A 24695-nucleotide genomic window follows, 5' to 3' on the forward strand; every position below is an offset into this window, starting at 1 on the left:
CTCTAACGTACTAACTAATTTGTTCTTGTATTGCTTTTTTAGCTAGCTCATCAGCTAATTCATTATATAAAATCCCTGTATGTGCCGCTACTTTAACGAAAGTTAGCTCAAGTGTTTTGGGTAAACCATTAATAAAAGTAACGTATGCCTGTGAAACAGGTTTATTTGCACGCCAATCACCTACCGCCCACTTTTCAATGCCTGCATAGTCATAAAAAATATGAAGCTTACGGTAACCTTGCTCAAGCGCGGCTGTAATCGCCGCCTTAACGCCCTCAATCTCGCCTGCTACATTGCGCGCTTCTACATATAACGGATCATTATTACTCGCGTGGCGCTCTGACATACCATCTGCTGTTAATAAAATCGCACCATAACTATAGTAACGATGTGTTTTATCGTAACTACCATCTACAAAAGCAATCATTGTTTCATCGTCTAGTGCTTTAATCATCGTTTCGATTTGTTCGTTTGTTACGGGTTGTGAAGGTTGAGCTCCTGCTAGAAATGCTTCTGCCTCTTGTACCGTAGCAAAACTTTTATAGACAGCGCCTGAAAAACCTTTTACCTGCTCAGTGCAGGCTGCCCATGTCGTATAAACGCCAGGTGTGCGGCCAACACGCACAGCATAAAATTTCGCCATTATTTTCACCCTTTACGTTTATCGTACGCCCTCGGAGGGAATCGAACCCCCAGTGTAAGAACCGGAATCTTACGTGTTATCCATTACACCACGAGGGCAGTATGTTAGCTATTATAGCAAATTGCCTAATGTCACTTCAAGCTCCATTGAAAATAGGAGTTTATATTTGACCTTCCTTGACTATTGCGTGTATGATAAAATTACCGTTGAGAACAAAGGTACTCAGCTTAATAATTAGTAAATTTTAAGGAGGATTTAAACATGAACTTAATTCCTACAGTCATTGAACAAACAAGCCGCGGTGAACGTGCTTACGACATTTATTCACGTTTATTAAAAGACCGTATTATTTTATTAGGTAGTGCGATTGATGATAACGTCGCTAACGCAATCGTTGCCCAACTATTATTCCTAGAGGCTGAAGACCCAGATAAGGATATTCACCTTTACATTAACTCACCTGGTGGCTCAGTTACAGCAGGTATGGCAATTTACGATACGATGCAATTTATTAAACCTAAAGTACAAACGATTTGTATCGGTATGGCCGCTTCAATGGGCTCATTCTTACTAGCAGCTGGCGAAAAAGGTATGCGCTACGCATTACCAAACGCTGAAGTAATGATTCACCAACCGCTTGGTGGTGCTCAAGGTCAAGCGACTGAAATCGAAATCGCAGCAAAACATATTTTAGCAACACGCGAAAAATTAAACAAAATCTTAGCTGAGCGTACCGGCCAAGATTTAGAAACAATTGCTCGTGATACAGACCGTGATAACTACATGTCTGCAGAGCAAGCGAAAAATTACGGGCTAATTGACCACGTAATTGAGCGCAACCAATTAAAAGCATAATCACATTGCTTGATATAAAAGGCGAACTACTCTGTCTCTTCATAATGAAGAGTGAGTAGCTCGCCTTTTTGCTTTATTCAGCTGTAATAAAATTAGCTAATGTTTCTACTGCTTCTTTTTCGTCATCGCCATCCGCTGCTAATACAATGGTCGTATTTTTAGCTACAGCTAAACTCATAACACCCATAATAGACTTGGCATTAACGCGTTTGTCTCCTTTTTGTAAAAATACTTCAGCGCGGAAACGATTGGCTTGCTGAACAAAATGTGCGGCTTGTCGAGCTTGTAAGCCTACTTTTAATTGTACATTCACTTCTTTTTCATACATGATTGTCACTCTGTTACTAACTTATGTTAGCAACAGATGTCACCTTCCCTTCACTTATATTAGCGATACGTATTTTCTCCACGGCGTAAGGAATCAGCAATCTCATCAATTTTACGTAAGCGATGGTTTACGCCTGATTTACTAACTGTGCCTGATGAAATTTTTTCGCCAAGCTCTTTTAACGATACTTCTTTATACGCGACACGCAGCCGAGCAATTTCTTGCAAGCGCTCAGGCAATTGATCGATACCAATTGTACGATCAATGTATTTAATATTTTCTACTTGTCGTACTGAGGCACCGATCGTTTTATTTAAGTTAGCCGTTTCACAATTCACAATGCGATTTACGCTATTGCGCATATCTCGTAAAATACGCACATCTTCAAAACGCATCATAGCTTGGTGGGCTCCGATTAAACTTAAAAAATCTGAAATCTTTTCAGCTTCTTTTAAGTACGTTACAAACCCTTTTTTACGTTCAATTGTTTTAGCATTCAGTTCAAATTCATTCATAATTTGCATGAGTGCTTCACTATGTTCTTTGTACAAGGAATAGATTTCGAGATGATAAGCAGACGTTTCTGGGTTATTAACGGACCCTCCCGCTAAAAAAGCGCCGCGTAAATACGCTCGCTTTTGCATTGTCTTCGGTATAAGGGTAGGAGAGATTTGATTCGCAAATTGAAAATCATCGGTTAAGATATGTAAATCAATTAACAGCTCTCTTGCTCCTTCTCGTACACGACAAATGTATACATTGTTTTTTTTCAAACGCATTTTTCGACGCACTAGCAACTCTACATTGTACGTGTAAAGCTTTTTTAAATTTGTATACAAGCGGCGCGCTATCGCTGCGTTTTCCGTTTGAATATCTAAGCTTAATTGACGATTAGAAAATGATATGGAGCCATTCATGCGAATGAGCGCAGACACCTCCGCCTTCACACATGTTAAATCCGCCTCAATCAACGTCAGCTCTTTTTTTGTTTCGGAAGCAAATGACATAGCGTCCACTCCTTTCTAAACCAGTGATACCTTATAGTAACCTACTTTTTTTATGGGGTAATTGTGTTTCTTTTAACATATAGTCATACAGCCACTTTGCCACTTCATTTGCTTCATGACATAACGTGTCTTCACGAATGATGGCAATGTCTCGTTTAATAACTTTAATCCCTTTTTCGACTAAACGCTGTTCATCATACGTAACAGGCTTTACTTTACCGATAGAACAAATCGTTTGCACGAGCGTAGATTGCTCGAGATCATTAACAAGCACCGCATCAATAAACGGCCTCCCTACATGATCATGCAAGGCATTAATGTGGTCCTCTGCATTATACCCTATCGTTTCACCTAATTGGGTCATTAAATTACAAATGTAAAGTTTAGGCGCTCGCGTACGACAAAGCGCTTTACTAATGTTTTTAACTAATAAATTAGGAATAATACTCGTGTACAAACTCCCTGGGCCTAAGACGATTAAATCTGCTCGTTCTATGGCGCGAATTGCCGCTGGTAGCGGTTTCACATTTTCAGGTTCTAAATATACACGATGGATGCGTGACTGAGCAGTTGGCACATTTGATTCACCTGTAATGATTGTGCCATCTTCAAGCTCTGCACGTAACGTAACTTTTTTATTAGCTGCCGGTAAAACATGACCATGCACTTGAAGCACTCGACTCATTTCACTAATGGCATAACTAAAGTCCCCCGTAATGTCTGTTAAAGCCGTCAGCATTAAATTGCCTAATGAGTGGCCGTGTAAGTCGTCCGAATGAGAGAAGCGATACTGAAACATTTGCTCTACTAAAGGCTCGACATCTGATAGTGCAGCGATGACATTACGCACATCGCCTGGCGGCGGAATATCATAATCATCGCGCAAGCGTCCAGAAGAACCACCATCATCTGCAACAGTGACAATTGCCGTAATATCAAAAGGGAAGCGTTTCAGCCCTCTCAGTAATGTAGAAAGGCCTGTCCCGCCTCCTATAACAACTAATTTAATGGGATTTTTTCGCATGCTATCCCTTCTTTCTCAGCTCGATATCACGGTGTGTAATGACCGTCATTTCCTCTGCGGCTAATACTTTACCAAAATACTCTGCTAGCGTAACTGAACGATGTTGACCACCTGTACAACCGAAAGCAATTACTAACTGTGACTTGCCTTCTTCTTTATAAAGTGGAATCATAAACTCAAATAAATCTTTTAACTTTTCAATCAATTGTTGCGTTTCTGGCAAAGCTAGTACGTATGATGAGACTTCTGTTTGAAGCCCTGTTTTATGACGTAGCTCTTCTACATAGTAAGGGTTTTTTAAAAAGCGCACATCAAATACGAGGTCAGCATCAATTGGCATACCATGCTTAAAGCCAAAAGACATCACATTGACGGTGAAGATTGGCGTCGTCGTACTTGCAAACTGCTGTTGGATCTTTTCTCTTAATTGACGCGGCTTCATCGTTGATGTGTTATAAACTGAATCCGCTCGCCCTTTAATCTCCGATAAAATTTTACGTTCTTTTTGAATACCTTCTAGCGGTAAACCACTCGGCGCTAATGGGTGCGAACGACGCGTCTCTTTGTAACGGCGCACTAATGTATCATCTGTAGCATCTAAATATAAAATGCGCACATTAATATCTTCTTCCTGCATTAATAAATCAAGCGCTGCAATGAGCTCCTCAAAAAATACCCCGCCCCGCATATCCATCACCGCTGCAATGCGGAAGTTTGTTTTGTCAGCATCATGCAGAAGCGTTAAAAAAGTAGTGAGCAACACAGGAGGTAAATTATCAATACAGTAATACCCTAAATCTTCAAAACTTTGAATCGCTACTGTACGTCCTGCACCAGACATCCCCGTAATAATAACTAGCTCATTTGATGTATGCTTACTTTCCACTAAACAACAGCCCCTTTTCATTCTATTGATTGTTGAATGTGTTCGTTGAGTAATTCAAAATCAGTTGTATATTCAAATGTACCATATTGCATGCCTTTATGGGATACAGCGAACAATAAATTTGTGCGGTCTCCTTCTGCCATTGGTAATGTTTTTAACGCTTCAATCGGATGCCATGCGAGTGTTCCTTCTCGTGTTTCTGTAAAGGCCTCACCCGTAATTTGTGTCGTTATAAAGGTGTAGAGCATCCACTCATCTACTACACGTTCGCCTTCTTTAATAACCATCGTATAGGTTCCTTTTAAATGAGCATTATGAGCCGTAATATTTGTTTCTTCATAAAACTCGCGTGTAGCTGCCTCATAGATCGATTCACCGCTCTCCATCTTACCTCCGGGAGCTACATACCAACCTCGTCGTGGTTTTTGTAATAATAATACCTTGCCATCTTTTATAGCAAGTAAATTTGCGATGCGTTGCATAGCTCGCCACCTCCTAGCTTATATAGTATAAGTATAACAATTTTTTTAACATCCGACCAAAACGATGCGCCAAAAAAAGACCATTATCGCAAATTACGATAATGGTCTAACGGTGCAACGCGTGGATTCATCGCTACACCTTTATTATACTTTTACTTCATTACAGAGCAGTTACAATACGATAATACTTTTCATAACGTGTAAGCGATTCGAAAATAGTATTAAGCTAACTCGTATTTTTCTTTTAATGTTTCTACATAGCCTTGTGCTGCTTGAGCTGCAACACTGCCATCTCCTGTAGCTGTAACAATTTGACGAAGCATTTTTTCACGTACGTCACCTGCTGCGTAAATGCCAGGTACTGCTGTTTCCATACGCTCGTTTGTTTCGATATAGCCGTTTTCATTCAAGATACCTAATGCTTCAAACGGTTTAGTTAATGGCAACATACCAACATAAACGAAAATACCGTCTGTTTTAAGGTCTGTCTCTGTGCCGTCTTGCGTATCTACTACTGTTAGGCTTTCTACTTTTTGATCAGCATTGCCGTTTACTTGCTTCACTGTTTTATTCCAAATGAAGTTCATTTTTTCATTAGCGAATGCACGATCTTGTAGAATTTTTTGTGCGCGTAGTTTATCGCGACGGTGCACTACTGTTACTTTGCTAGCAAAGCGTGTTAAATACATACCTTCCTCAACTGCTGAGTCACCGCCACCTACAACGATTAATTCTTTATCTTTAAAGAATGCACCATCACATACCGCACAGTAACTTACACCGCGACCTGTAAGCTCTTGCTCACCTGGTACACCCATTTTTTTATATTCAGCACCAGTTGCAATAATAATCGTACGTGTTTTGTACGTTTTTGCGCCTGATTTAATGACTTTATATTCTTCACCGTCGATGATTTCTGTCACATCACCGTACGCATATTCTGCACCGAATTTTTTCGCGTGTTCAAACATTTTAGTAGAAAGATCTGGCCCTAAAATATGGTCATAACCTGGGTAGTTTTCTACTTCTTCAGTGCTTGCCATTTGGCCGCCTGGCATACCGCGCTCTAACATTAATGTAGATAAGTTTGCACGAGATGTGTATACCGCTGCTGTCATACCTGCTGGACCTGCACCAATGATTACTACATCATAAATTTTCTCTTCTGTTGACATTCTTAAATTGCCCCTTTCGATTGTCGTGCTTCTATTTTAACTGAAGCACTCCTGTAAGTCATTTACTTGATACTTTCACTTTACGGCATAACGTCACCGATTACAAATTATATGCCTATAGGGGTATTATTTATGTAAAAAAAGATGCTGTGCACTGGCACAACATCTTTCGTTCAATCTACATCTGGTAAATAATTTAACAACTCATCAATATACTTCGTTAAAGTAGATGGGCTAATCGCATATTTTTCAGCTATTGCCTTTTTTGTTACGCGCTCATCATGGGCAGATAAAAATAAATATTCATTAGCTGCTGCCAGCGCCTTAGGGTTTTTGAACGTGTAGCCGGCATTAATTGCATTTTCATATAGCACAAACCACAATTGATAAAGGGGTAATGTTGTAATTTTAATCCCGACTTGTTCATACAATAGCTCTGCTACTTCACTAGCACGCAAAAAAATTTTTTCGAGCGGTTCTTTTTGCGAAAATGTATGACCTAATAAAAAAGCCAAATACATTTTTTCTAAGCCTGTATAGTTCTCTACATCAATAATCGCTGGTTCGCTTAATAATTCATCGCGGTAAGCGGATTTACTAATGAGAAAGAGTGCAAAAAGGTGGTCACTGCTATAATGGCTCGCTAATTTATCACGAATAAAAGCGAGCTCATTTAAAAAATCACGATCTTTGGCATGCGTCAACCACGGTGCGCTGTCCTTCTTTGTTGGATCAATCGCTACGAGGCTATCCCAGGCACGCTCACCTTGCTGTTTAGCACCTGTATAATAAGCTGCATGTGCTAACCAAAAATAAAAGCCCGGATCACCTTCGTATCCTCGCTTTTGCATGCTGTTTAACCACTTATAGGCACCTTCATACTCGCCCATGAGTGCCAGTGTAGCGCCTAATTTATAACGATCCTCCCACGCATACGGCTGAATTTTATTTAATAACGTAATGTAGTCGTGTAGCGTCTCTTCATCTTTTTCATAAAAGGCAATGACAGCTAAGTTGCATAACGCATGTAAATTACCTGGATCCCCTCGCAACACGCTTGCTAACGTTGCCTTCGCTTCTGTCGCTTCACCGATATAAAAATACGCAAGTGCTAAGTTATTATAAGCTGACCAAAGCTTGGGGAAATCAATAATTACATCTTCTAATACGCCGACCGCTTGCTCAAAGTCGCCTTGCTCCATTAACAATCTAGCCTTTTCTTGTGCTTGTATTTCTTCTAACGTATGCTCCGTCGTTCCCGGCATAGCTTCTGCCTCGTAATCAAAAAAAGTAATGATTTCTTCAGCTTCTTCTGCATAAGGGCCTTCTGGTGCTACAGTTAAGTATTTGCTAGCGTAACTTTTTGCTTCTTGCACGAGCCCCAAACAACCAGCGCTTTCTGACATAAAAAATAATGTCTCGGTATTCGTTGGGTCTAACATATGAGCTTTCGCAATATAATCATAAGCTTCATGATAGTTTTCTGCATCTAACGCTAATATCCCTAGCTGTAAAAAGCTACGTGCATCTGTTGGCTCTAGCTCGACCGCTCTCAATAAATACTTATGTGTTTTTTCTATTTGTCCTAAAAGCATGGCATCCATAGCTTTTGTATAATAAAAATCACCCGTCGGAAGAAATGAAACAACGTTGTGTTGTGGTTTATTATTTTTCATTCATTTTTCCTCCAAAACAAGAAATAAGGAACGCATAGCACGTTCCTTTACAAAGTAAACTTTATTATACCATAGGTTGTTTATTTTTCCTCATGGCGTTTCTCTAATACTTGTAAAACATCGAAGAAACTTACCTTTTGCTCTTGGAGTAAAACGAGGAGGTGATAAATTAAATCAGCCGCTTCCCATTTTACTTCTTCCGCATCACGATTTTTTGCGCCAATGACTACTTCAGTTGCTTCTTCACCAACTTTTTTACAGATTTTATCAATACCTTCTGTAAATAAATACGTTGTGTAAGCGCCCTCTGGCATCGCTTGTTCACGCTCAGCAATTACAGCCATTAAGTGTGGCAAAATACCGACTGATCCCGCTTTCGTATTTTCTTGTAGCAGTTCTGTAAAGCAAGAGCGGGCGCCTGTATGGCACGCTGGTCCGCTTGGTAATACTTCAATCACTAATGCATCTTGATCGCAATCTGTACGAATGCTGACAACTTGCTGTGTGTTACCGCTCGTTGCACCCTTATGCCATAGCTCTTGGCGTGAACGGCTATAAAACCATGTTTCGCCTGTAGCCATCGTTTTTTCAAGTGACTCTTTATTCATATAAGCTACCGTTAATACTTCTTTAGAGCGTGCATCTTGCACAACTGCTGGTGCTAAACCTTGTTCGTCAAATGTAATTTCAATCATCGAATGTCGACCCCTTTATTACGTAGGTAGCTCTTCACTTCAGCTACGCTCGTCTCTTTATAGTGGAAAATCGAAGCAGCCAGTGCTGCATCTGCTTGGACATCCCCTGTTAATACTTGATAAAAATCTTCTGCACTTCCTGCACCGCCACTTGCAATAACTGGTACAGTTACAGCCTCGCGTACAGCACGCGTTACCGCTAAATCAAACCCTGATTTTTCGCCGTCACGGTTCATACTTGTAAGTAAAATCTCGCCTGCGCCTAAACGCGTCGCTTCTTTAGCCCAGTCTACAACAGCCCAAGTCGTTTTATTGCGACCACCATGTGTATACACCATCCATGTTTGGTCTTCCTCACTATATTTAGCATCAATCGCAATGACAATACACTGTGCCCCAAACTTTTTAGCACCTTCTGTGAGTAGGCTCGGGTTATCAAGTGCGGCTGTATTAACGGATACTTTATCTGCGCCCGCGCGTAAAATGCGCTCGATATCTTCAACTGTGCGAATACCGCCGCCAACCGTAAATGGAATGGCTAATGCTTTAGCTGTTTCACGCACAACATCAACCATAGTAGCACGTCCTTCATGCGATGCCGAAATATCTAAAAATACGAGCTCATCTGCCCCTTGTTCATCATAGTATTTAGCCAGTGCTACAGGATCGCCTGCATCACGTAGGCCTTCAAATTGAATGCCCTTTACGACACGGCCATCTTTAACATCTAAACAAGGAATAATACGTTTTGTCACCATTACTTTGCCTCCTCAAGTGCCTGCTCTAATGTAAAGCGATTAGCGTATAGCGCCTTACCAATAATGACACCACCAACCGTTGTTGTAGTGCTTGCCTCACGCACTGCTGTAATATCCTCAAGTGAGCTAATACCACCTGACACGATAATGTTAGCGCCTGTTGCTTCAGCTAATGCCTTATTAGCTGCAATATTTGGTCCTGCTAATGTGCCATCTGTTGCAATATCAGTAAAGATAAAGTGCTTAGCACCTGCCTCAACAAAATACTTACCTACATCAATCGCCGATTTATCGGAAGTTTCTAACCAACCATGTGTTGCTACCATACCGTCTTTAGCATCTAGACCAATAACGATGCGCTCTGCACCAAAATCTTTAATCATTTGTGCAACTAGCGCTGGCTCACGAATAGCTAAACTACCAATAATGACACGGTCTACACCGTTATCTAAATAAAAGCGTACGTCTTGTTCTGTACGAATACCGCCACCAATTTGCACACGTAAAGGCAGCTCTTTCGCTACACGAATGACATCTGCCGAATGCACTCGCTCGCCGTCCTTTGCACCGTCAAGGTCTACCATATGAATATTACGAGCACCTGCTTCAGCAAATTTTTTTGCCATCTCAAATGGTGAATCACCATATACGGTCTCTTGCTCATAATCTCCTTTAAATAAGCGCACACATTTGCCGCCTAGCATATCGATTGCTGGGTAAATTTCAATTGTCATTTCGCCACGTCCTTTAACCATCGTTTAAGTAATTGTTTGCCTAACTCACCTGATTTTTCAGGGTGAAATTGCATACCTGTAAAGTTAGCATATTGCACAACTGCAGGGACTTGTACATCCCCGTACTGAGCGCTAGCTACGATATCCGCTTCATTTGTTTGCGTTGCATAAAACGAATGTACAAAGTAGACAAAATCTGTCGTACTTTCTACGTACGGTTTATGCCAAGTTAGCTCGCTCCAACCAATATGAGGAACACGTAATGCACTAGCGTCAAACTTCGTAATTTGACCGTTAATGACACCGAGCCCACTTGTCGGTTGTACTTCTTCACTGAATTCAAACAATAGCTGCATACCTAAACAAATACCGAGTACAGGTTTTGTTTGTTGCGCAATAAACATATCAAGTTTTGAAGCCTTTAGTTTATGCATCGCATCAGGAAAAGCACCAACACCTGGTAAAATAAGCGCATCAGCTTGTGCCAACGTTGTGCTATCCCCTGCGATAAAATAATCGCAACCGAGGCGTTTAATTGCCTCGGCTACGCTAAATAAATTACCCATACCATAATCGATAATGCCTATGTTCATCCCAACAGTCCTTTCGTAGAAGGTACTCCTTTAACACGTGGATCAATTTGAATTGCCATATCAATCGCGCGTGCTAACGCTTTAAAGATTGCCTCAATAATATGGTGTGTATTATGACCGTATGGCACAATAACATGCACATTCATACGTGCTTCTAATGCAAACTTCCATAAAAACTCATGCACAAGTTCTGTATCAAAAGTGCCGACTTTTTGCTTTAAATCTGGTGTACGAATTTCTAAGTGAGGGCGATTTGAAAAATCTACGACCACCTGTGCAAGCGCATCGTCCATCGGTACAAAAGCATTGCCGTAACGCTTAATTCCTTTTTTATCGCCTAATGCTTCACGAATCGCTTGCCCTAGTACAATGCCTAAGTCTTCTGTTGTATGGTGATCATCAATATGCGTGTCACCATTAGCGACAATTGTTCCATCCATTAAACCGTGCTTAATAAATAAGTCGAGCATATGGTCCATAAATGGCACACCTGTTTCAATTTTCGCTTGTCCTTCACCGTCTAAGTTAATTTCTACCGCTACTTGTGTTTCACTCGTTGTACGTGTAATTTTTGCTGAACGCGTCATTTGTCCCATCCTCTCGATTCTACTGCACGTGCATGTCCTTCTAAACCTTCAAGACGTGCAAGTCGTGCAATTTTAGGCGCATTTTTTGCCCATGTTTGTTCGCTATAATAAACTACGCTCGATTTTTTCACAAAATCATCTACCCCAAGACCACTAGCAAAGCGTGCCGTGCTGTTAGTAGGTAAGACGTGGTTTGTACCTGCGAAGTAATCACCTACAGGCTCTGATGAGTAACGCCCGATAAAAATACCACCTGCGTGCTTAATTTTTGCAGCTACGGCTTCAGCATCCTTCGTCATAATTTCCAAATGCTCTGGCGCTAATGTATTTACTGCCGCTATTGCCTCACCCATAGTTTTCGCTACATAAATTGTACCGAAATTTTCGATTGCTTTACGTGCAATAGCCTCACGTGGCAATGCTTGTAGCTGTTGCTCAACCTGCTCGGCAACTGCTGTTGCTAACGCTTCACTAGTAGTTACTAAGATGGCACAAGCCATTGTGTCATGCTCGGCTTGGGATAATAAATCTGCCGCTACTTCATCCGCATAAGCTGTATCATCTGCAATAATAGCAATTTCACTAGGTCCTGCAATCATATCGATCGCCACTTCACCAAACACTTCACGTTTAGCTAATGCTACAAAAATATTGCCTGGCCCTGTAATTTTATCAACAGGTGCAATTGTTTCGGTGCCATACGCGAGTGCTGCAATCGCTTGAGCACCGCCAACCTTATACATTTCACTTACACCTAAAATATGCGCTGCTACTAGCACACCTTTTGGCACATTGCCTTCTTTATCTGCTGGCGACGTAATTACAATACGCTGCACCCCTGCTACTTGTGCAGGAATGACATTCATTAGCACACTTGAAGGATATGCTGCTGTGCCCCCAGGTACATACAAGCCTACTGCGTCCATAGGTGTTACTTTTTGCGCTAAATACGAACCATCAGCTAAAGGCATTGTATAGCCTTCACGCTTTTGTTTTGTATGGTAAGCGCGAATATTCGCTGCCGCTTCTACTAAATCGTCATATAGCTGAGGATCAAATGTAGCCACCGCCACTTCCATTTCAGCTACAGTCACTTTAAATGTAGGTAGTGTAAAGCCATCCCACTTTTCAGTATACTTTCTTACAGCAGCATCACCTTGCGATTTCACATCTCGCAATACTTGACGCACAGTCGCAAGCTGCTGTTCATTACCTTGCTCTAATGGGCGCTTTAATGATACGCCTTGTTGTAATGCTACAATCTTCATTGTACGCCCCCCTCAATAGTTTGCTTTAGACGCTTCGCTAAATCTAAAATGCGTGCGCTCTTCATACGATAACTTACAGGATTAGCAATTAAACGAGAAGAAATATCGGCAATATGCTCATACTCCACTAAGCCATTTTCTTTTAATGTTCGCCCTGTAGATACAATGTCAACAATACGGTCTGCTAGGCCAATCATAGGCGCAAGCTCAATCGAGCCGTTAAGTTCGATAATTTCAACTTGCTCGCCAATGCCTTTATAATATTTTGTCGCAATATGCGGATATTTTGTTGCGATACGCGGTGCAATTTCGTCCATTACTGTATTAGGTAGCCCTGCTGAAGCTAAATAACATGCGCTAATTTTTAAATCGAGTAATTCATGCACTTCACGCTCTTGCTCTAGTAGTACGTCTTTACCTGCGATTCCGATATCTGCAACGCCGTGTTCTACATAAGTAGGTACGTCCATCGGCTTAGCTAAAATAAAACGAATATTTTCTTCTGGTATTTCAATCATTAATTTGCGAGACATTTCGACTTCCGCTGGTAGATTAAAGCCCGCTTCGATTAGCATTTGGTAGGCCTCTTCAAAAATACGCCCCTTTGGCATTGCAATTGTTAATTCACTCATTGCCAATCGCTCCCTTCGTCACATGTATTACACGACTATAATTTGCTTCATTTACTGGTACATCAGCGTTATGAAGTGTCGCACTTACACCTTGCTCACGCAGCTCATTAGCTAGTTGCAACGCTTTAGTAAAGGTCGCTTCATTAAATTGTACGAGTACACGCTCCGTTGCTACAGTCGGTAGCGGTAGCACTTCTAATAAACGATCCACACGTAAACCGAAACCAGTAGCGCCTGTTGTAACACCAAACTCTGTTAATAACCCATCGTAACGTCCGCCGTTACCGAGCGCAAAACCACTACCACTTGCAAATACTTCAAATAGCATGCCAGTGTAGTAATTCATATGGCTCGATAATGTAAAGTCAAAGTCGATATAGTCAGCTAAACCAGCATCAGCTAACAACTCATCCAACTTTTGCATATATTGTAACGCTTCATTTTTACGTACGTATTTTTCGATATCTTTAATTTTTTCGATGTTCGTTGCTTCACCAATAAATTGCATAAGCGCATCAGATTTCGCTTTCGGTAAATCAAATGAAGCTACAGCTTCCTCAAAACCAACATAATTACGCTTCACTAATAAATTGCGTAAAGCATTAGCTTCAATAGCACTTTCTGTGTAATCACTTAACACACATTGCAAAATACCTGCATGACCAATCGTCACTTTAAAATCTTGTACGTGCAGCGCCTGTAATAGCTCAATAACAGTAGCTACAACTTCAGCATCGGCGTAAACTGTTTCATCGCCGATGAGTTCAATCCCCATCTGTTCAAATTCAGCGGGGCGGCCACCTTCTACTTCTTGTGCACGAAAAACATTAGAGAAATAACCTAAACGTAGCGGCGTTTGTTCTTTTAATAATTTTGAAGAAGCTACACGCACGATAGGTGTCGTCATTTCTGGTCGCAATACTAGTGTATTACCTTGGTTATCAAATAGTTTAAACAATAACGCATCTTGAATAGCTGAAGCTTTGCCTACGGTATCGTAGTATTCTACACTTGGTGTTTTAATAAAATCATAGCCACGTACGCGTAAAAACTCTCGCGTTTGTTGGCGCAATTGTTCTGTTTTATCAAAGATTTTAGGTAAAGTATCACGCATACCTACAGGTTTTTCGAACATTTTAATAGAAGACATTGTTGCCACCCTTTCACTTTAGTTCACTAGAGAACTAGAACGTTAAAGTAATTTTATCGCACTCTTTTTAGTAAGTCAATACTATACATAATATTATCTGTATTATCACATATTTCACACTTGTTAATTGTTACTAATTACCGACGTTTTTTCCACAAAAAAAAGAACTAGCTGCAGGCTAGCTCTTCCAAAATGGATCTTCATGACGTCGTGCGTCCATTTGCTCTTTTGTATAAATGATGCGCATAGGATTTCCCCCCGCAAGACAGCCTGCTGGTACGTCACGATGCACTAATGTCATAGCAGATACTACTGCACCATCACCTATTGTTACACCAGGTAAAATAGTAGAGTTAGCACCGACCATCACATTTTTACCGATTGTGACATCTCCTAAGCGGTATTCTTCGATTAAATATTCATGTGCCAAAATTGTCGTATTAAAGCCGATAACACTGTTATCTCCTATTGTAATACGTTCTGGAAACATCGTATCCGGCATTACCATAAGTGCCAATGAAGTTTGTTTGCCAATTTTCATTTTCAATAATCGACGGTACATCGCATTTTTCACACGCAAAGAAGGCGTAAAGCGTCCGAGTTGTATGACGATAAAACATTTCATCACTTTAAAAAACGATACGGTTTTATAAAGTTGCCATAATGAATTAGCGCCCTGCACACGATATCGTTCTGTTTTACGCGCCATCGCTATTCTCCTTTTACTAACGGAATAAAGTCGTGCATCGTTGTGACGATATGCGTAGGATTATATTTGCGTAAATAAGCTTCGCCTTTATGCGCCCATGCGACACCGACAGAAGTAACGCCTGCATTATTACCTGCTTCAATATCATGAGAATTATCGCCGATCATCATAGCCTGTTCTTTCGGTACGTTTAAGCGCTCTAATGCTAATAGCACGGGCTCCGGGTGCGGTTTAACATGCGCAACATCATCTGTTCCAATTTTAACATCGAATAAGTGATTAGCGCCAAGCAATGTTAAGCCTCGCTCAATCATATCATTGCGTTTAGTAGAGACGATAGCTAATTTTATTCCCATTGCTTTTAGCTCCGTCAACACTTCTACAACATCTGGATACTCACTAATCAACTTATCATGATTTGCTTCATTAAATGCACGGTAGCGCGCAATTAACGTTTCTGTTTCTCCTGGTGCTAGCGTATCAAACGTTTGTTGTAAAGAAGGCCCAATAAATTGCGCGCAATCCTCCACTTGATATTTCCCAGGAAATCTTGTAGCCAATACATGGTGAAATGATTGTAAAATAAGTTCATTCGTATTGAGTAATGTCCCATCAAAATCGAATAGTAATGCCTTATACTTCATCTATCTCAGCTCCTTATTTATCTTTATAACGAACAGCTGGTCGAATCATAGTACGTCGATATACAAATAAAATAATACCTACCGCAATCGCTATAATCGATACGACTTGTGCAGAGCGCAACTCTCCTACTAAATATAAGCTATCTGTGCGTAATCCCTCAATAAAGAAACGACCAATAGAATACCAAATTAAATAGAAAATAAATAACTCCCCGCGACGTGGATTAAAGCGTCTAAGCACTAATACGATAATTAGACCGACAATATTCCAACATGATTCATAAAGAAATGTGGGATGTACATAACTACCTAGGTGCTCTACATACATTTGTTCAATTAACCAGTTCGGTAAATGTAAACCTTCTAAATAAGCACGGCTTACTTCTCCACCATAAGCTTCTTGGTTAATAAAGTTACCCCATCTACCAATAATTTGCCCTACTAAAATACTCGGTGCCGCGATATCCGCAAGTTTAAAAAAACTAATATGCTTTTTACGCGTGAAAATGTATGCGGTAATAAATGCACCAATTAGTGCTCCGTGTATAGCAATACCGCCTTCCCAAATTTGAATAATTCGTTCAGGGTGCGCACTATAATAATCCCAACGCATAATAACGTAATACGCGCGCGCTGATAAAATCGCAATAGGCACAGCCCATAGTAATAAATCAGCAATCGTATCTTCTTCAAAGCCAAGCTTTAACGCTTCTCTTTGCGCCATTAAATACGCAATAATAATGCCTGAAACAATTAACACGCCATACCATTGTACCGGTATTGGCCCTAAGTGGAATGCGGTGGGGTCAATTCGTAATAATAAAAACTCCATAACTTGCTCCCTTCTTAATAATCTTCTCGTTCATTTGCATTAATAACATCATCTAAACGACGAGAAAACTCTTCTGCTGCGTTAATACCTAAACGTTTTAAGCGGTAGTTCATGGCCGCTACTTCTAGTAATACAGAAACGTTACGCCCTGGCCTTACAGGAATTGTTAATTTAGTAAGTTCTGTGTCAATAATCTTTAGTTTTTCTTCTTCTAAACCTAGACGGTCGTACACTTTCTCATCATCCCAAATTTCTAACTCCACGACTAGCGTAATACGTTTGTAAGGTCGTACAGCACTCGCGCCAAATAACGTCATAATATCAATAATACCGATACCGCGAATCTCAAGCAAATGTTCGAGCAATGGCGGCGCACTACCGACAAGAAAATCTTCTGCTTCTTGTCTAATTTCGACGCTATCATCTGCTACAAGACGGTGTCCCTTTTTTACGAGCTCTAGTGCTGTTTCACTCTTACCTACCCCACTTTTACCGACGATGAGCACACCAATACCGTACACATCTACTAACACACCATGTACAGCGGTAGTCGGTGCTAAACGACTTTCTAGATAATTCGTTAGTTTACTTGAAAAACGCGTAGTTGTCATTGTTGTCGTTAGTACAGGCACTTGAGTCTCATTAGAAGCTTCTATCAATGCTTCTGGCACATGCATGCCACGTGCGATAATAATAGCAGGCGTATCTGGTGAGCAGAGCTTTAACATGCGTTCCTTTTTAACCGATGCATCTAGCATGTCAAAAAAGGAGACTTCTGTTTTACCAAGAAGTTGCACACGGTCGGCAGGATAGTGCATAAAGTAACCTGCCATTTCTAACCCTGGTCTTGATAAATCACTTGTTGCAATATAACGCCCTAAGCCTTCCCCACCACTTACTACTTGTAAATGAAATCTCTCCATTACATCTCTTGTCGTTACTACCACCATTTTTTCACTCCTCTACGTAAAAAAAGGTTGTTGGTGAATGCACCAACAACCTTCATCTTATTATTTTTGTTCCGCTAACCAAGTTGCAACTTCTTTAGCGTCGTCACCTTTGATAAGGCCTGGTGGCATACCTGGGAAATCAGGGCTACCGTTTTCAATGATGTCTTGTAACTCATCTGCTGATTTGCCTGTGCCGATTAGTGAAGGTGTGCTACCTTGACCTTTTAAATCGCCACCGTGACAAGAAATACATTTTTGCTTAGCAATTGCTTCACCAGCTGCAACTTCAGTTGTGTTACCACCATCTGTTGCTGTTGTATCTTTGTCTTTTGCAGCGTCGTCTCCGCCACCACATGCAGCTAGGAATAATGCTGATCCGAATACTGCTGTTAGTAATGCTTTTTTCATTTGAACCCCTCCAAATTATAATAGTAAAACGTACATCTCTAAGTATAACAAATCCCTTTTATATTATTAAAGAGAAAGGCCCCAGTATACGAAGAAAGTAAACGTCTATACATTATATGTTCACAAATTATTGCTTAAGCAAACGCATTTTCTGCCCATTCGTTTGCTTCATTGTGAATCTCTTCTAATTTTGTCGGTGATAAATCAAAATGACTTGATCCTTCATCGATAGCATCCCAATCGATTTTATCCATACCTACAGCTAAATTTAAATAAGGCGACATTGTCGTCTGCTGCCCTGAAATTGTTTCGATAATTTCTTCAGAGAATGGCATTTGTTGCAATACTACATGCATCGGTCGCTGCAATAATGTATCCATTAATGAGAACATCCCTATTAAGAAATACTCTGAGAAGTTTTTATGACGATCGCGTTTCGCTAAAATTTCACATACTTTAGCACGATATAATGTCGAATGCATAACTTCTGTGAATACGTCACTATCATGATTATTATTATTTTCGCGCATCGCTAATAAATAAATCCAGTTTCGTAATTGCGCAATACCTAACATCATTACCGCATGTTTAATCGAACGTACTTTTGTTCGTCGGCGCGGCGATGTATTAATTAAGTGTAGTAGTTTATAACTTAATGAGATATCGCGCTCAATACTTTCAGCTACTACATCCATATTAGGCTCACCTTCACGCAATAGCGAAATCAATTGGAAATATTGAATCGTATTTACCGGAATATCTGTCGATGTTAACACCTGTGGTTGTTCAAAGAAATACCCTTGGAATAATTGATAGCCTGATACTTTGGCGATTTCAAATTCTTCACGTGTTTCTACTTTTTCTGCAAGTAATGTAATATGGGGGAATGATGTTTTAACACGATTCTCAATTTCTAAACGCTCTTTTAATGGTGATAGTAAAAAGTCAACTTTAATGTAGTCAATATGCTCAAAAAGTTCGTCGTAAATATCGACAGAATCATCTAAAACAAAATCATCTAATGCTACTTTATAGCCCATTTTTTTTAGTTTAATTACACGATCAATTAAATCATGTGTAATAGCCACATCTTCTAAAATTTCAATTACTACTTGAGATGGATTTAAAAAGTCTGTTAAATTACTCATTAAAAGATTTTCGGTAAAATTAACGAAAGCTGGTCTACCTTTTGTTACTTCTTCAATGCCTATTGATAAAAATGAATTAATTAATACATCCACTGTTGCAGCATCTGAATCTACCATAGGAAATGAATTTTTATTTTTACTTCGATATAATAATTCGTACGCTACAATATTTTCATTTATATCTAAAATAGGCTGTCTTCCGATAAAAACTTCCACTATTATTCCTCACTTTATAATAAGATTCTACTGTTTATTATAACATTTATTGATACTAAATACTTATTTTTTTTACTTTTTCACGTTATTTTCCACATACTAGATTTTTATACCCGCTTCGGATAAAAATAATCGCTGCGCCCCAAAACTGTACCTGTACATTAAAAAATAAGAGTGCAGCTATGCCACACCCTTATTTTTTCCCAAATTTTGCTTTAAGGATACCGATGATTGCCGGTAAAACTGAGATGAAAATAATTAATAATAATACGGTCGAAAAGTTTTCTTTAACAATTGGAATATTGCCAAAGAAATAACCTAAAAACGTACAAATAAATACCCAAAGGAACGCACCAATTACGTTAAACATAATGAAGTAACGATAGTTCATGCGGCTCGCCCCTGCTACAAACGGAATAAACGTACGAATAAAAGGCATAAAGCGTGCGATGACAATCGTCTTGCCGCCATGTTTATTAAAAAAGTTTTGTGCCATTTCTAAACGCTCGCGATTAATGACACGCCCTAAAAAACTATCTTCAGGAATAGCCATCCCTACTTTATGACCGATATGATAGTTTACGGTATCCCCAATAATTGCTGCACTTAGAAAAACAAGCAATAAAACAGGTAAATTAAAATGGCCTAATGCTGCAAACGTACCGCTAGCAAATAAGAGTGAGTCACCTGGTAAAAACGGAAAAATGACAAGCCCTGTTTCAACAAACACAATCGTAAATAAAATAGCGTATGCCCAAGCGCCAAATTTCTCAATGATTTCTCCTAGATGTACATCAATGTGCATAATAAAATCAAACAAAAAATAGAGAATATCCATTATATAACTCACTTTCATCATGTTTTAATACCTTTAACGTTACTTCTTTAAAAAGGTTTCGGCTTTTATCATAGCATATTTCACACAAAAAAATTCTTCTCAGCTTAAGCTAAGAAGAATTTTTTTATTATTGCTTTCTTTGTTCTTTTAAAGAACGACGCAAAATTTTCCCAGTTGTATTTTTAGGGAGCTCGTCAATAATTTCAATTTCTTTTGGCACACGGTATTTTGCTAAATGCTCTTTACAATAAGCCATTAATACTTCTTCTGTTACAGCTGGATCCTTAACGACAACATAAGCATGTACAGCTTCACCGAAGTCAGGGTCAGGAAAGCCTACAACAGCTGCTTCTATTACGGCTGGGTGCGCATAAAATACTTCTTCTACTTCACGTGGATAAACATTATAACCACCAACAATGATCATATCTTTTTTGCGGTCTACAATATAGAAGTAACCCTCTTCATCCATACGTGCTAAATCGCCTGTGTAAAGCCAGCCATTGCGTAATGCTACCGCTGTATCTTCCGGCATTTTATAATACCCTTTCATAACGTTAGGTCCACGTACAATTAACTCACCAACTTCACCTACAGGTACTTCTTCACCGTATTCGTTTACCACTTTATTTTCGACATTGTTAATGGACATACCAATTGAGCCTGCTTTGCGCTCTCGCACCAGTGGATTAAAACATGTTACAGGTGATGCTTCTGATAAACCGTAGCCTTCCGATACACGCACGTTAAATTTATTTTCGAAGTTGTGTAGCAATGATACCGGCATTGAAGCACCGCCAGAAATCGCCAAACGAATCGTTGAAAAATCACTCGGATCGCTCTCTGGTAATTGATATAGGAAGTTAAACATTGTCGGTACTCCCGCAAAAACTGTAGCCTGTTGCGCTTTAACAATTTGGAAAACTTCCGTAGGGCTAAATTTAGGCAACAATATAATAGTAGCGCCGCTAATTAGCGGTGCATTGACGACTACAGTTAACGCAAAAACGTGAAAGACAGGTAAGGTTGCGATAACTTTATCTTCTTTGGTATAGCCTAAATAAGTGCCAATATCGCGCGCATTTGAGTAAAGATTACCATGCGTTAACATCGCGCCTTTAGGTACACCTGTCGTGCCAGATGTGTATAAAATAATAGCTGTATCATCAGTCTGCACAGGTTGTATGGCTGCCTCTGACTCTGCAGCATGCAATAATGCTTGGAACAATGATGTTTTCGTACGAACCGCTGTTGGCAGTAGTTCTACACGCTCTACAACGTCGTCTTGTGTTTCACAAATGATATACTGTGTGACTTGCGGAAACAGCGTCTCTCCTTCTGTAATTAATGGTAATAATAAATCAAGTGCTACAACGGTCTTAACGTCCCCATTGTTAACAATATAGCTAATCTCACTCGGCGTATAAATAGGGTTAATCGGTATGGCTACCGCTCCTAAACGCATTGTTGCATATAGTGAAATAATAAAATGCGATGTGTTGCCAAGTAATAAGGCAACATGGTCACCTTCTTTGACCCCAATTGTCGCAAGTGATTGTGCAAATTTGCCGACCGCTTGCTCCAACTGTTCATACGTAGTATCTTTCCCCATAAAATGATAAGCAACTTTTGTCGGTTGCTGCTGTGCTTGACTGTGTAAACTTGACACTAAATTCATTACTACCATCCCCTTTGTAAAATGAATAGCCATTCACAAACATTATACAAGAATAATCTGACTTAAACAACAATTTTCTGTCATTTACGCACCTTTTATCGTTATTCATGAACGAACATGGGCAATATAGCGCCAACGAATCAAATAAAAATAAATGACTTGAATCATAATTAAAAAACTAAATGCTAAAATAACTTCTTTAGCAATAGAAATATTAACTAGATCTTTTAAAAATAGCTGCAACGCGGCAAAAGCAAATGTACAGTGTAACAACGCTAAGCCCCAAGGTACAAAAAATTGAGGGAATAAATAACGGTTAACTAATTTTTTTAACTCACTATCGGTTAACCCCATGCGACGAAGCACAGCAAACTGTTGTTGGTTGCGTTCGAGTGCTGCATGTAACTTAAAGTAAATAAAGCTTCCTGATGCTAATAAAAACACCGTAGCTACTAATAACACAACTAATGTAAATAAAGAATACGTAGCGACAATGTAAGAATAATTGAGCCCTGCATTTTCTAATTTATAAGGTGAGTTTTTATTTAACATTGCTGTTGGATCAACATCTAATGTAATGTCCTTTGTTTCCATCCAATTGCTAACATCAAATGTAAATAAGTGATATACAGGTTGCGCTACCGTGGGATCACTCGTGACATACCATAACTTTTCAAAATCTTCATCACTTAAAATAATTGAATTCACGCTAATAACAGCTTTAGGAAAAATAACTCTCGGATAGACACGATCAATTTGAATCGCAATATCATTTTCTTCTAACACCGTATGCACTACTTTATCTTTTAATATTTGTAAATCCTCTTCGGTATTAGGAATGAACATGGCCTCGCCTTCTTGCAAGTTTACCATTGGATAATTATAAGAGTACAATAGCCGGTTAATATCCGATTCGCGCAATACTTCTACTTCATTTTTAGTAGCCGATGATGTTTGCTTCACTACAACAAAGCGCGTTAAATGATAGGACAGCCCCCGTTCCTCTAGCTGTTCCGTTAATGACCGAATATGTTCGCCTTCATACGGGTTATTAGCATCGCCTTTATAGATGAGCCCCATCGGATTAATTAAATTATATTGCGTAGTATAAGACGACATTGTCGCCAACACACCTACGGATAAAAATGCAAGCGTTGATACCATTGTCACTACGAAAAACATTTTGGCATTATTTTTCATAATATGCGTTTGTTCAGCAATGGCTAATAAGCGAAAGCGACGCCAGTTGATTTTACGTTTACGACGCACGATTGCTAGTAATAATAACGTTGTATCACTAAAAAAATAATACGTACCAAAAGTAATTAACAATGGTACAAAAATAGTTAACGCTAAATAACCGGTAAAATACGACGTAAATATAATAAGACCATAACCGACTAAAATATAAACAACGCCTTTAATAGCGCGTTTAATCGAATACTGAAAACTCGTTTCAATTTGGTCGATACCACGCAGTAAATCAAGCACTTTATATTCTCGCGAAAAAGATACGCTTAAATACGAGATAATAACAAAGGCACTCGTAAAAACACCTATCGTTAATAAAAATGGCGCCCAACTTAAATAAAGCGGCAGATGTTCAAGGTACAACATCTCTCGTACAATCATAAAAAAGAATTTTGAAAATGAGAAACCAAAAATAATGCCAATAACAATGGATGCGATACCAATAACCATCGTCTCAATAAATACTAAACGATTTAGTTGTCTACGCTCCATTCCAAGATGAAGCAGGATACCGAATTCTCTTGAGCGCGCCGCTAAAAATGCACTCATTGAATAAAATAAAAAGAATAGCGTAAATAGCACTAAAATTACTTCAGCGCCCGCCATCCCTACTAATGAAACTTCGCCTAGTACGCCACGACCTAAATTGGGGTGGAACATCAGCATCGAATAAATGAAAAATACAGCTACTGAAAAACAGCTAGCCATAAAAAATGCAGCGTAAATACGGCCATTACGAAATACATTACGGTAAGCGAATTGTCGAAAGGTCACCGACTTGCCCTCCCCCGAGTAAACTGAGTACATTTAAAATACGTTGGAAAAACATTTGACGACGATCATCTTTGTAAATTTCATTGTAAAATTCGCCATCTTTAATAAAGAGCACTCTATCGCAATAACTTGCTGCAATAGGGTCATGTGTCACCATAACAATCGTTGTTTTTTGCTCTTGATTAACGTGCATGAGTAATTCGAGTACATCCCGTGATGTGTTGGAGTCTAAATTACCTGTTGGCTCGTCCGCTAAAATTAAACTAGGTCGGTGAATTAACGCGCGTCCTATCGCTGTACGTTGTGCCTGACCACCGGATATCTCATTAGGGCGCTTATGCAAAATCGCTTGTAAATGCAAACGCTCAGTAATGATAGCTAGACGCTCTTCCATTTCTTCAAGCGGCTGATTGTCTAACGTGAGTGGTAAAATAATATTTTCTTCTACTGTTAACGTCTGCAGTAAATTAAAATTTTGAAAAACAAAACCGAGCTGGCGACGTCTAAAATACGCCAGCTCGTTTTCTGGTAATTGGTGTGGATTAACGCCGTTCATTAAAATCGTACCTGACGTTGGTTCATCTACTGTAGAAATCATATTTAACAATGTTGTTTTACCACTACCTGAAGGACCCATCACCGCTAAAAATTCGCCTTCTTCTACAGTAAAACTCAGTTGATTAATCGCACGGTGCGTAACTTTACCCTCATAAACCTTCGTCATATTGTCGATTTCTAAGATTGGCATTTATCA

27 protein-coding genes and 1 tRNA gene are annotated in these 24695 nt (G+C 39.6%); 1 reads left to right on the top strand and 27 read right to left on the bottom strand.

Features of this window, described 5'->3' with window-relative positions:
• Positions 1–10: 10 nt before the first annotated feature.
• Positions 11–643, bottom strand: a complete 633-nt coding sequence (locus DDE80_RS02590; RefSeq protein WP_108306128.1) for a ribonuclease H1 domain-containing protein — start codon at positions 641–643, stop codon at positions 11–13.
• Positions 644–669: 26 nt separating this feature from the next.
• A tRNA-Arg gene (locus DDE80_RS02595) sits at positions 670–741 on the bottom strand.
• 163 nt (positions 742–904) lie between these two features.
• Here DDE80_RS02595 and clpP point away from each other — a divergent pair.
• The gene (clpP, locus tag DDE80_RS02600) at positions 905–1498 is read left to right on the top strand and encodes an ATP-dependent Clp endopeptidase proteolytic subunit ClpP (RefSeq protein ID WP_108306129.1); all 594 of its coding nucleotides are present in this window, start codon (positions 905–907) and stop codon (positions 1496–1498) included.
• A 73-nt stretch (positions 1499–1571) separates the two neighbouring features.
• On the opposite strand, the gene DDE80_RS02605 is transcribed toward clpP, so the two are convergent.
• From DDE80_RS02605 to DDE80_RS02725, 25 genes are all read right to left on the bottom strand, one after another.
• Positions 1572–1826 (bottom strand): HPr family phosphocarrier protein, encoded by a 255-nt coding sequence (locus DDE80_RS02605; protein WP_108306130.1) that lies wholly within the window; start codon positions 1824–1826, stop codon positions 1572–1574.
• Positions 1827–1885: 59 nt separating this feature from the next.
• A complete protein-coding gene (whiA, locus tag DDE80_RS02610; protein WP_108306131.1) occupies positions 1886–2833 on the bottom strand; it encodes a DNA-binding protein WhiA in 948 nt (315 codons plus the stop codon).
• Between the two features lie 31 nt (positions 2834–2864).
• Positions 2865–3857, bottom strand: coding sequence for a gluconeogenesis factor YvcK family protein (locus DDE80_RS02615; RefSeq protein WP_108306132.1), 993 nt, complete (start codon positions 3855–3857; stop codon positions 2865–2867).
• A 1-nt stretch (position 3858) separates the two neighbouring features.
• Positions 3859–4764: an RNase adapter RapZ gene (gene rapZ, locus DDE80_RS02620; protein ID WP_108306133.1), complete on the bottom strand. Its 906-nt coding sequence runs from the start codon at positions 4762–4764 to the stop codon at positions 3859–3861.
• Positions 4761–5225, bottom strand: coding sequence for an 8-oxo-dGTP diphosphatase (locus DDE80_RS02625; RefSeq protein ID WP_108306134.1), 465 nt, complete (start codon positions 5223–5225; stop codon positions 4761–4763). The genes rapZ and DDE80_RS02625 overlap by 4 nt, the downstream gene beginning before the upstream one ends.
• Before the next feature lie 221 nt (positions 5226–5446).
• Positions 5447–6400: a thioredoxin-disulfide reductase gene (gene trxB, locus DDE80_RS02630; RefSeq protein WP_108306135.1), complete on the bottom strand. Its 954-nt coding sequence runs from the start codon at positions 6398–6400 to the stop codon at positions 5447–5449.
• A 173-nt stretch (positions 6401–6573) separates the two neighbouring features.
• On the bottom strand, positions 6574–8076 hold the full coding sequence (locus DDE80_RS02635; RefSeq protein ID WP_235612261.1) for a tetratricopeptide repeat protein: 1503 nt from the start codon (positions 8074–8076) through the stop codon (positions 6574–6576).
• Between the two features lie 80 nt (positions 8077–8156).
• Complete coding sequence (hisIE, locus tag DDE80_RS02640) at positions 8157–8771, bottom strand: bifunctional phosphoribosyl-AMP cyclohydrolase/phosphoribosyl-ATP diphosphatase HisIE (RefSeq protein WP_108306136.1); 615 nt, start codon at positions 8769–8771, stop codon at positions 8157–8159.
• Positions 8768–9529 (bottom strand): imidazole glycerol phosphate synthase subunit HisF, encoded by a 762-nt coding sequence (gene hisF, locus DDE80_RS02645; protein WP_108306137.1) that lies wholly within the window; start codon positions 9527–9529, stop codon positions 8768–8770. The genes hisIE and hisF overlap by 4 nt, the downstream gene beginning before the upstream one ends.
• Positions 9529–10263, bottom strand: coding sequence for a 1-(5-phosphoribosyl)-5-[(5-phosphoribosylamino)methylideneamino]imidazole-4-carboxamide isomerase (gene hisA, locus DDE80_RS02650; protein WP_108306138.1), 735 nt, complete (start codon positions 10261–10263; stop codon positions 9529–9531). The genes hisF and hisA overlap by 1 nt, the downstream gene beginning before the upstream one ends.
• The gene (hisH, locus tag DDE80_RS02655; RefSeq protein WP_108306139.1) at positions 10260–10856 is read right to left on the bottom strand and encodes an imidazole glycerol phosphate synthase subunit HisH; all 597 of its coding nucleotides are present in this window, start codon (positions 10854–10856) and stop codon (positions 10260–10262) included. Before hisH ends, hisA begins: the two co-directional genes overlap by 4 nt.
• A complete protein-coding gene (gene hisB, locus DDE80_RS02660) occupies positions 10853–11443 on the bottom strand; it encodes an imidazoleglycerol-phosphate dehydratase HisB (RefSeq protein WP_108306140.1) in 591 nt (196 codons plus the stop codon). The genes hisH and hisB overlap by 4 nt, the downstream gene beginning before the upstream one ends.
• The gene (gene hisD, locus DDE80_RS02665; protein ID WP_108306141.1) at positions 11440–12711 is read right to left on the bottom strand and encodes a histidinol dehydrogenase; all 1272 of its coding nucleotides are present in this window, start codon (positions 12709–12711) and stop codon (positions 11440–11442) included. The genes hisB and hisD overlap by 4 nt, the downstream gene beginning before the upstream one ends.
• The gene (hisG, locus tag DDE80_RS02670) at positions 12708–13343 is read right to left on the bottom strand and encodes an ATP phosphoribosyltransferase (RefSeq protein WP_108306142.1); all 636 of its coding nucleotides are present in this window, start codon (positions 13341–13343) and stop codon (positions 12708–12710) included. Before hisG ends, hisD begins: the two co-directional genes overlap by 4 nt.
• Positions 13336–14493: an ATP phosphoribosyltransferase regulatory subunit gene (locus DDE80_RS02675; protein WP_108306143.1), complete on the bottom strand. Its 1158-nt coding sequence runs from the start codon at positions 14491–14493 to the stop codon at positions 13336–13338. Before DDE80_RS02675 ends, hisG begins: the two co-directional genes overlap by 8 nt.
• A gap of 178 nt (positions 14494–14671) precedes the next feature.
• The gene (locus DDE80_RS02680) at positions 14672–15202 is read right to left on the bottom strand and encodes an acyltransferase (RefSeq protein WP_108306144.1); all 531 of its coding nucleotides are present in this window, start codon (positions 15200–15202) and stop codon (positions 14672–14674) included.
• Positions 15203–15204: 2 nt separating this feature from the next.
• Positions 15205–15846 carry a pyrophosphatase PpaX gene (gene ppaX, locus DDE80_RS02685; RefSeq protein WP_108306145.1) on the bottom strand — a complete coding sequence of 214 codons (642 nt, stop codon included), beginning with the start codon at positions 15844–15846 and terminating at the stop codon, positions 15205–15207.
• Between the two features lie 13 nt (positions 15847–15859).
• Positions 15860–16678 (bottom strand): prolipoprotein diacylglyceryl transferase, encoded by an 819-nt coding sequence (gene lgt / locus DDE80_RS02690; RefSeq protein WP_108306146.1) that lies wholly within the window; start codon positions 16676–16678, stop codon positions 15860–15862.
• Between the two features lie 14 nt (positions 16679–16692).
• Positions 16693–17628 (bottom strand): HPr(Ser) kinase/phosphatase, encoded by a 936-nt coding sequence (gene hprK / locus DDE80_RS02695; RefSeq protein ID WP_108306147.1) that lies wholly within the window; start codon positions 17626–17628, stop codon positions 16693–16695.
• A gap of 60 nt (positions 17629–17688) precedes the next feature.
• Positions 17689–18036: a c-type cytochrome gene (locus tag DDE80_RS02700; protein WP_108306148.1), complete on the bottom strand. Its 348-nt coding sequence runs from the start codon at positions 18034–18036 to the stop codon at positions 17689–17691.
• A gap of 134 nt (positions 18037–18170) precedes the next feature.
• On the bottom strand, positions 18171–19400 hold the full coding sequence (locus tag DDE80_RS02705) for an EAL and HDOD domain-containing protein (RefSeq protein WP_108306149.1): 1230 nt from the start codon (positions 19398–19400) through the stop codon (positions 18171–18173).
• 193 nt (positions 19401–19593) lie between these two features.
• On the bottom strand, positions 19594–20238 hold the full coding sequence (locus DDE80_RS02710) for a DedA family protein (RefSeq protein ID WP_108306150.1): 645 nt from the start codon (positions 20236–20238) through the stop codon (positions 19594–19596).
• A gap of 127 nt (positions 20239–20365) precedes the next feature.
• A complete protein-coding gene (locus tag DDE80_RS02715) occupies positions 20366–21916 on the bottom strand; it encodes a fatty acid--CoA ligase family protein (protein WP_108306151.1) in 1551 nt (516 codons plus the stop codon).
• Between the two features lie 105 nt (positions 21917–22021).
• Positions 22022–23941: an ABC transporter permease gene (locus tag DDE80_RS02720; protein ID WP_108306152.1), complete on the bottom strand. Its 1920-nt coding sequence runs from the start codon at positions 23939–23941 to the stop codon at positions 22022–22024.
• Entirely contained in the window at positions 23913–24689 is a 777-nt protein-coding gene (locus tag DDE80_RS02725) for an ABC transporter ATP-binding protein (RefSeq protein ID WP_108306153.1), read from the bottom strand. Before DDE80_RS02725 ends, DDE80_RS02720 begins: the two co-directional genes overlap by 29 nt.
• Positions 24690–24695: the final 6 nt, after the last annotated feature.

This window comes from Metalysinibacillus jejuensis (assembly GCF_003057615.1).
In the GTDB taxonomy this organism is placed as follows: domain Bacteria; phylum Bacillota; class Bacilli; order Bacillales_A; family Planococcaceae; genus Metalysinibacillus; species Metalysinibacillus jejuensis.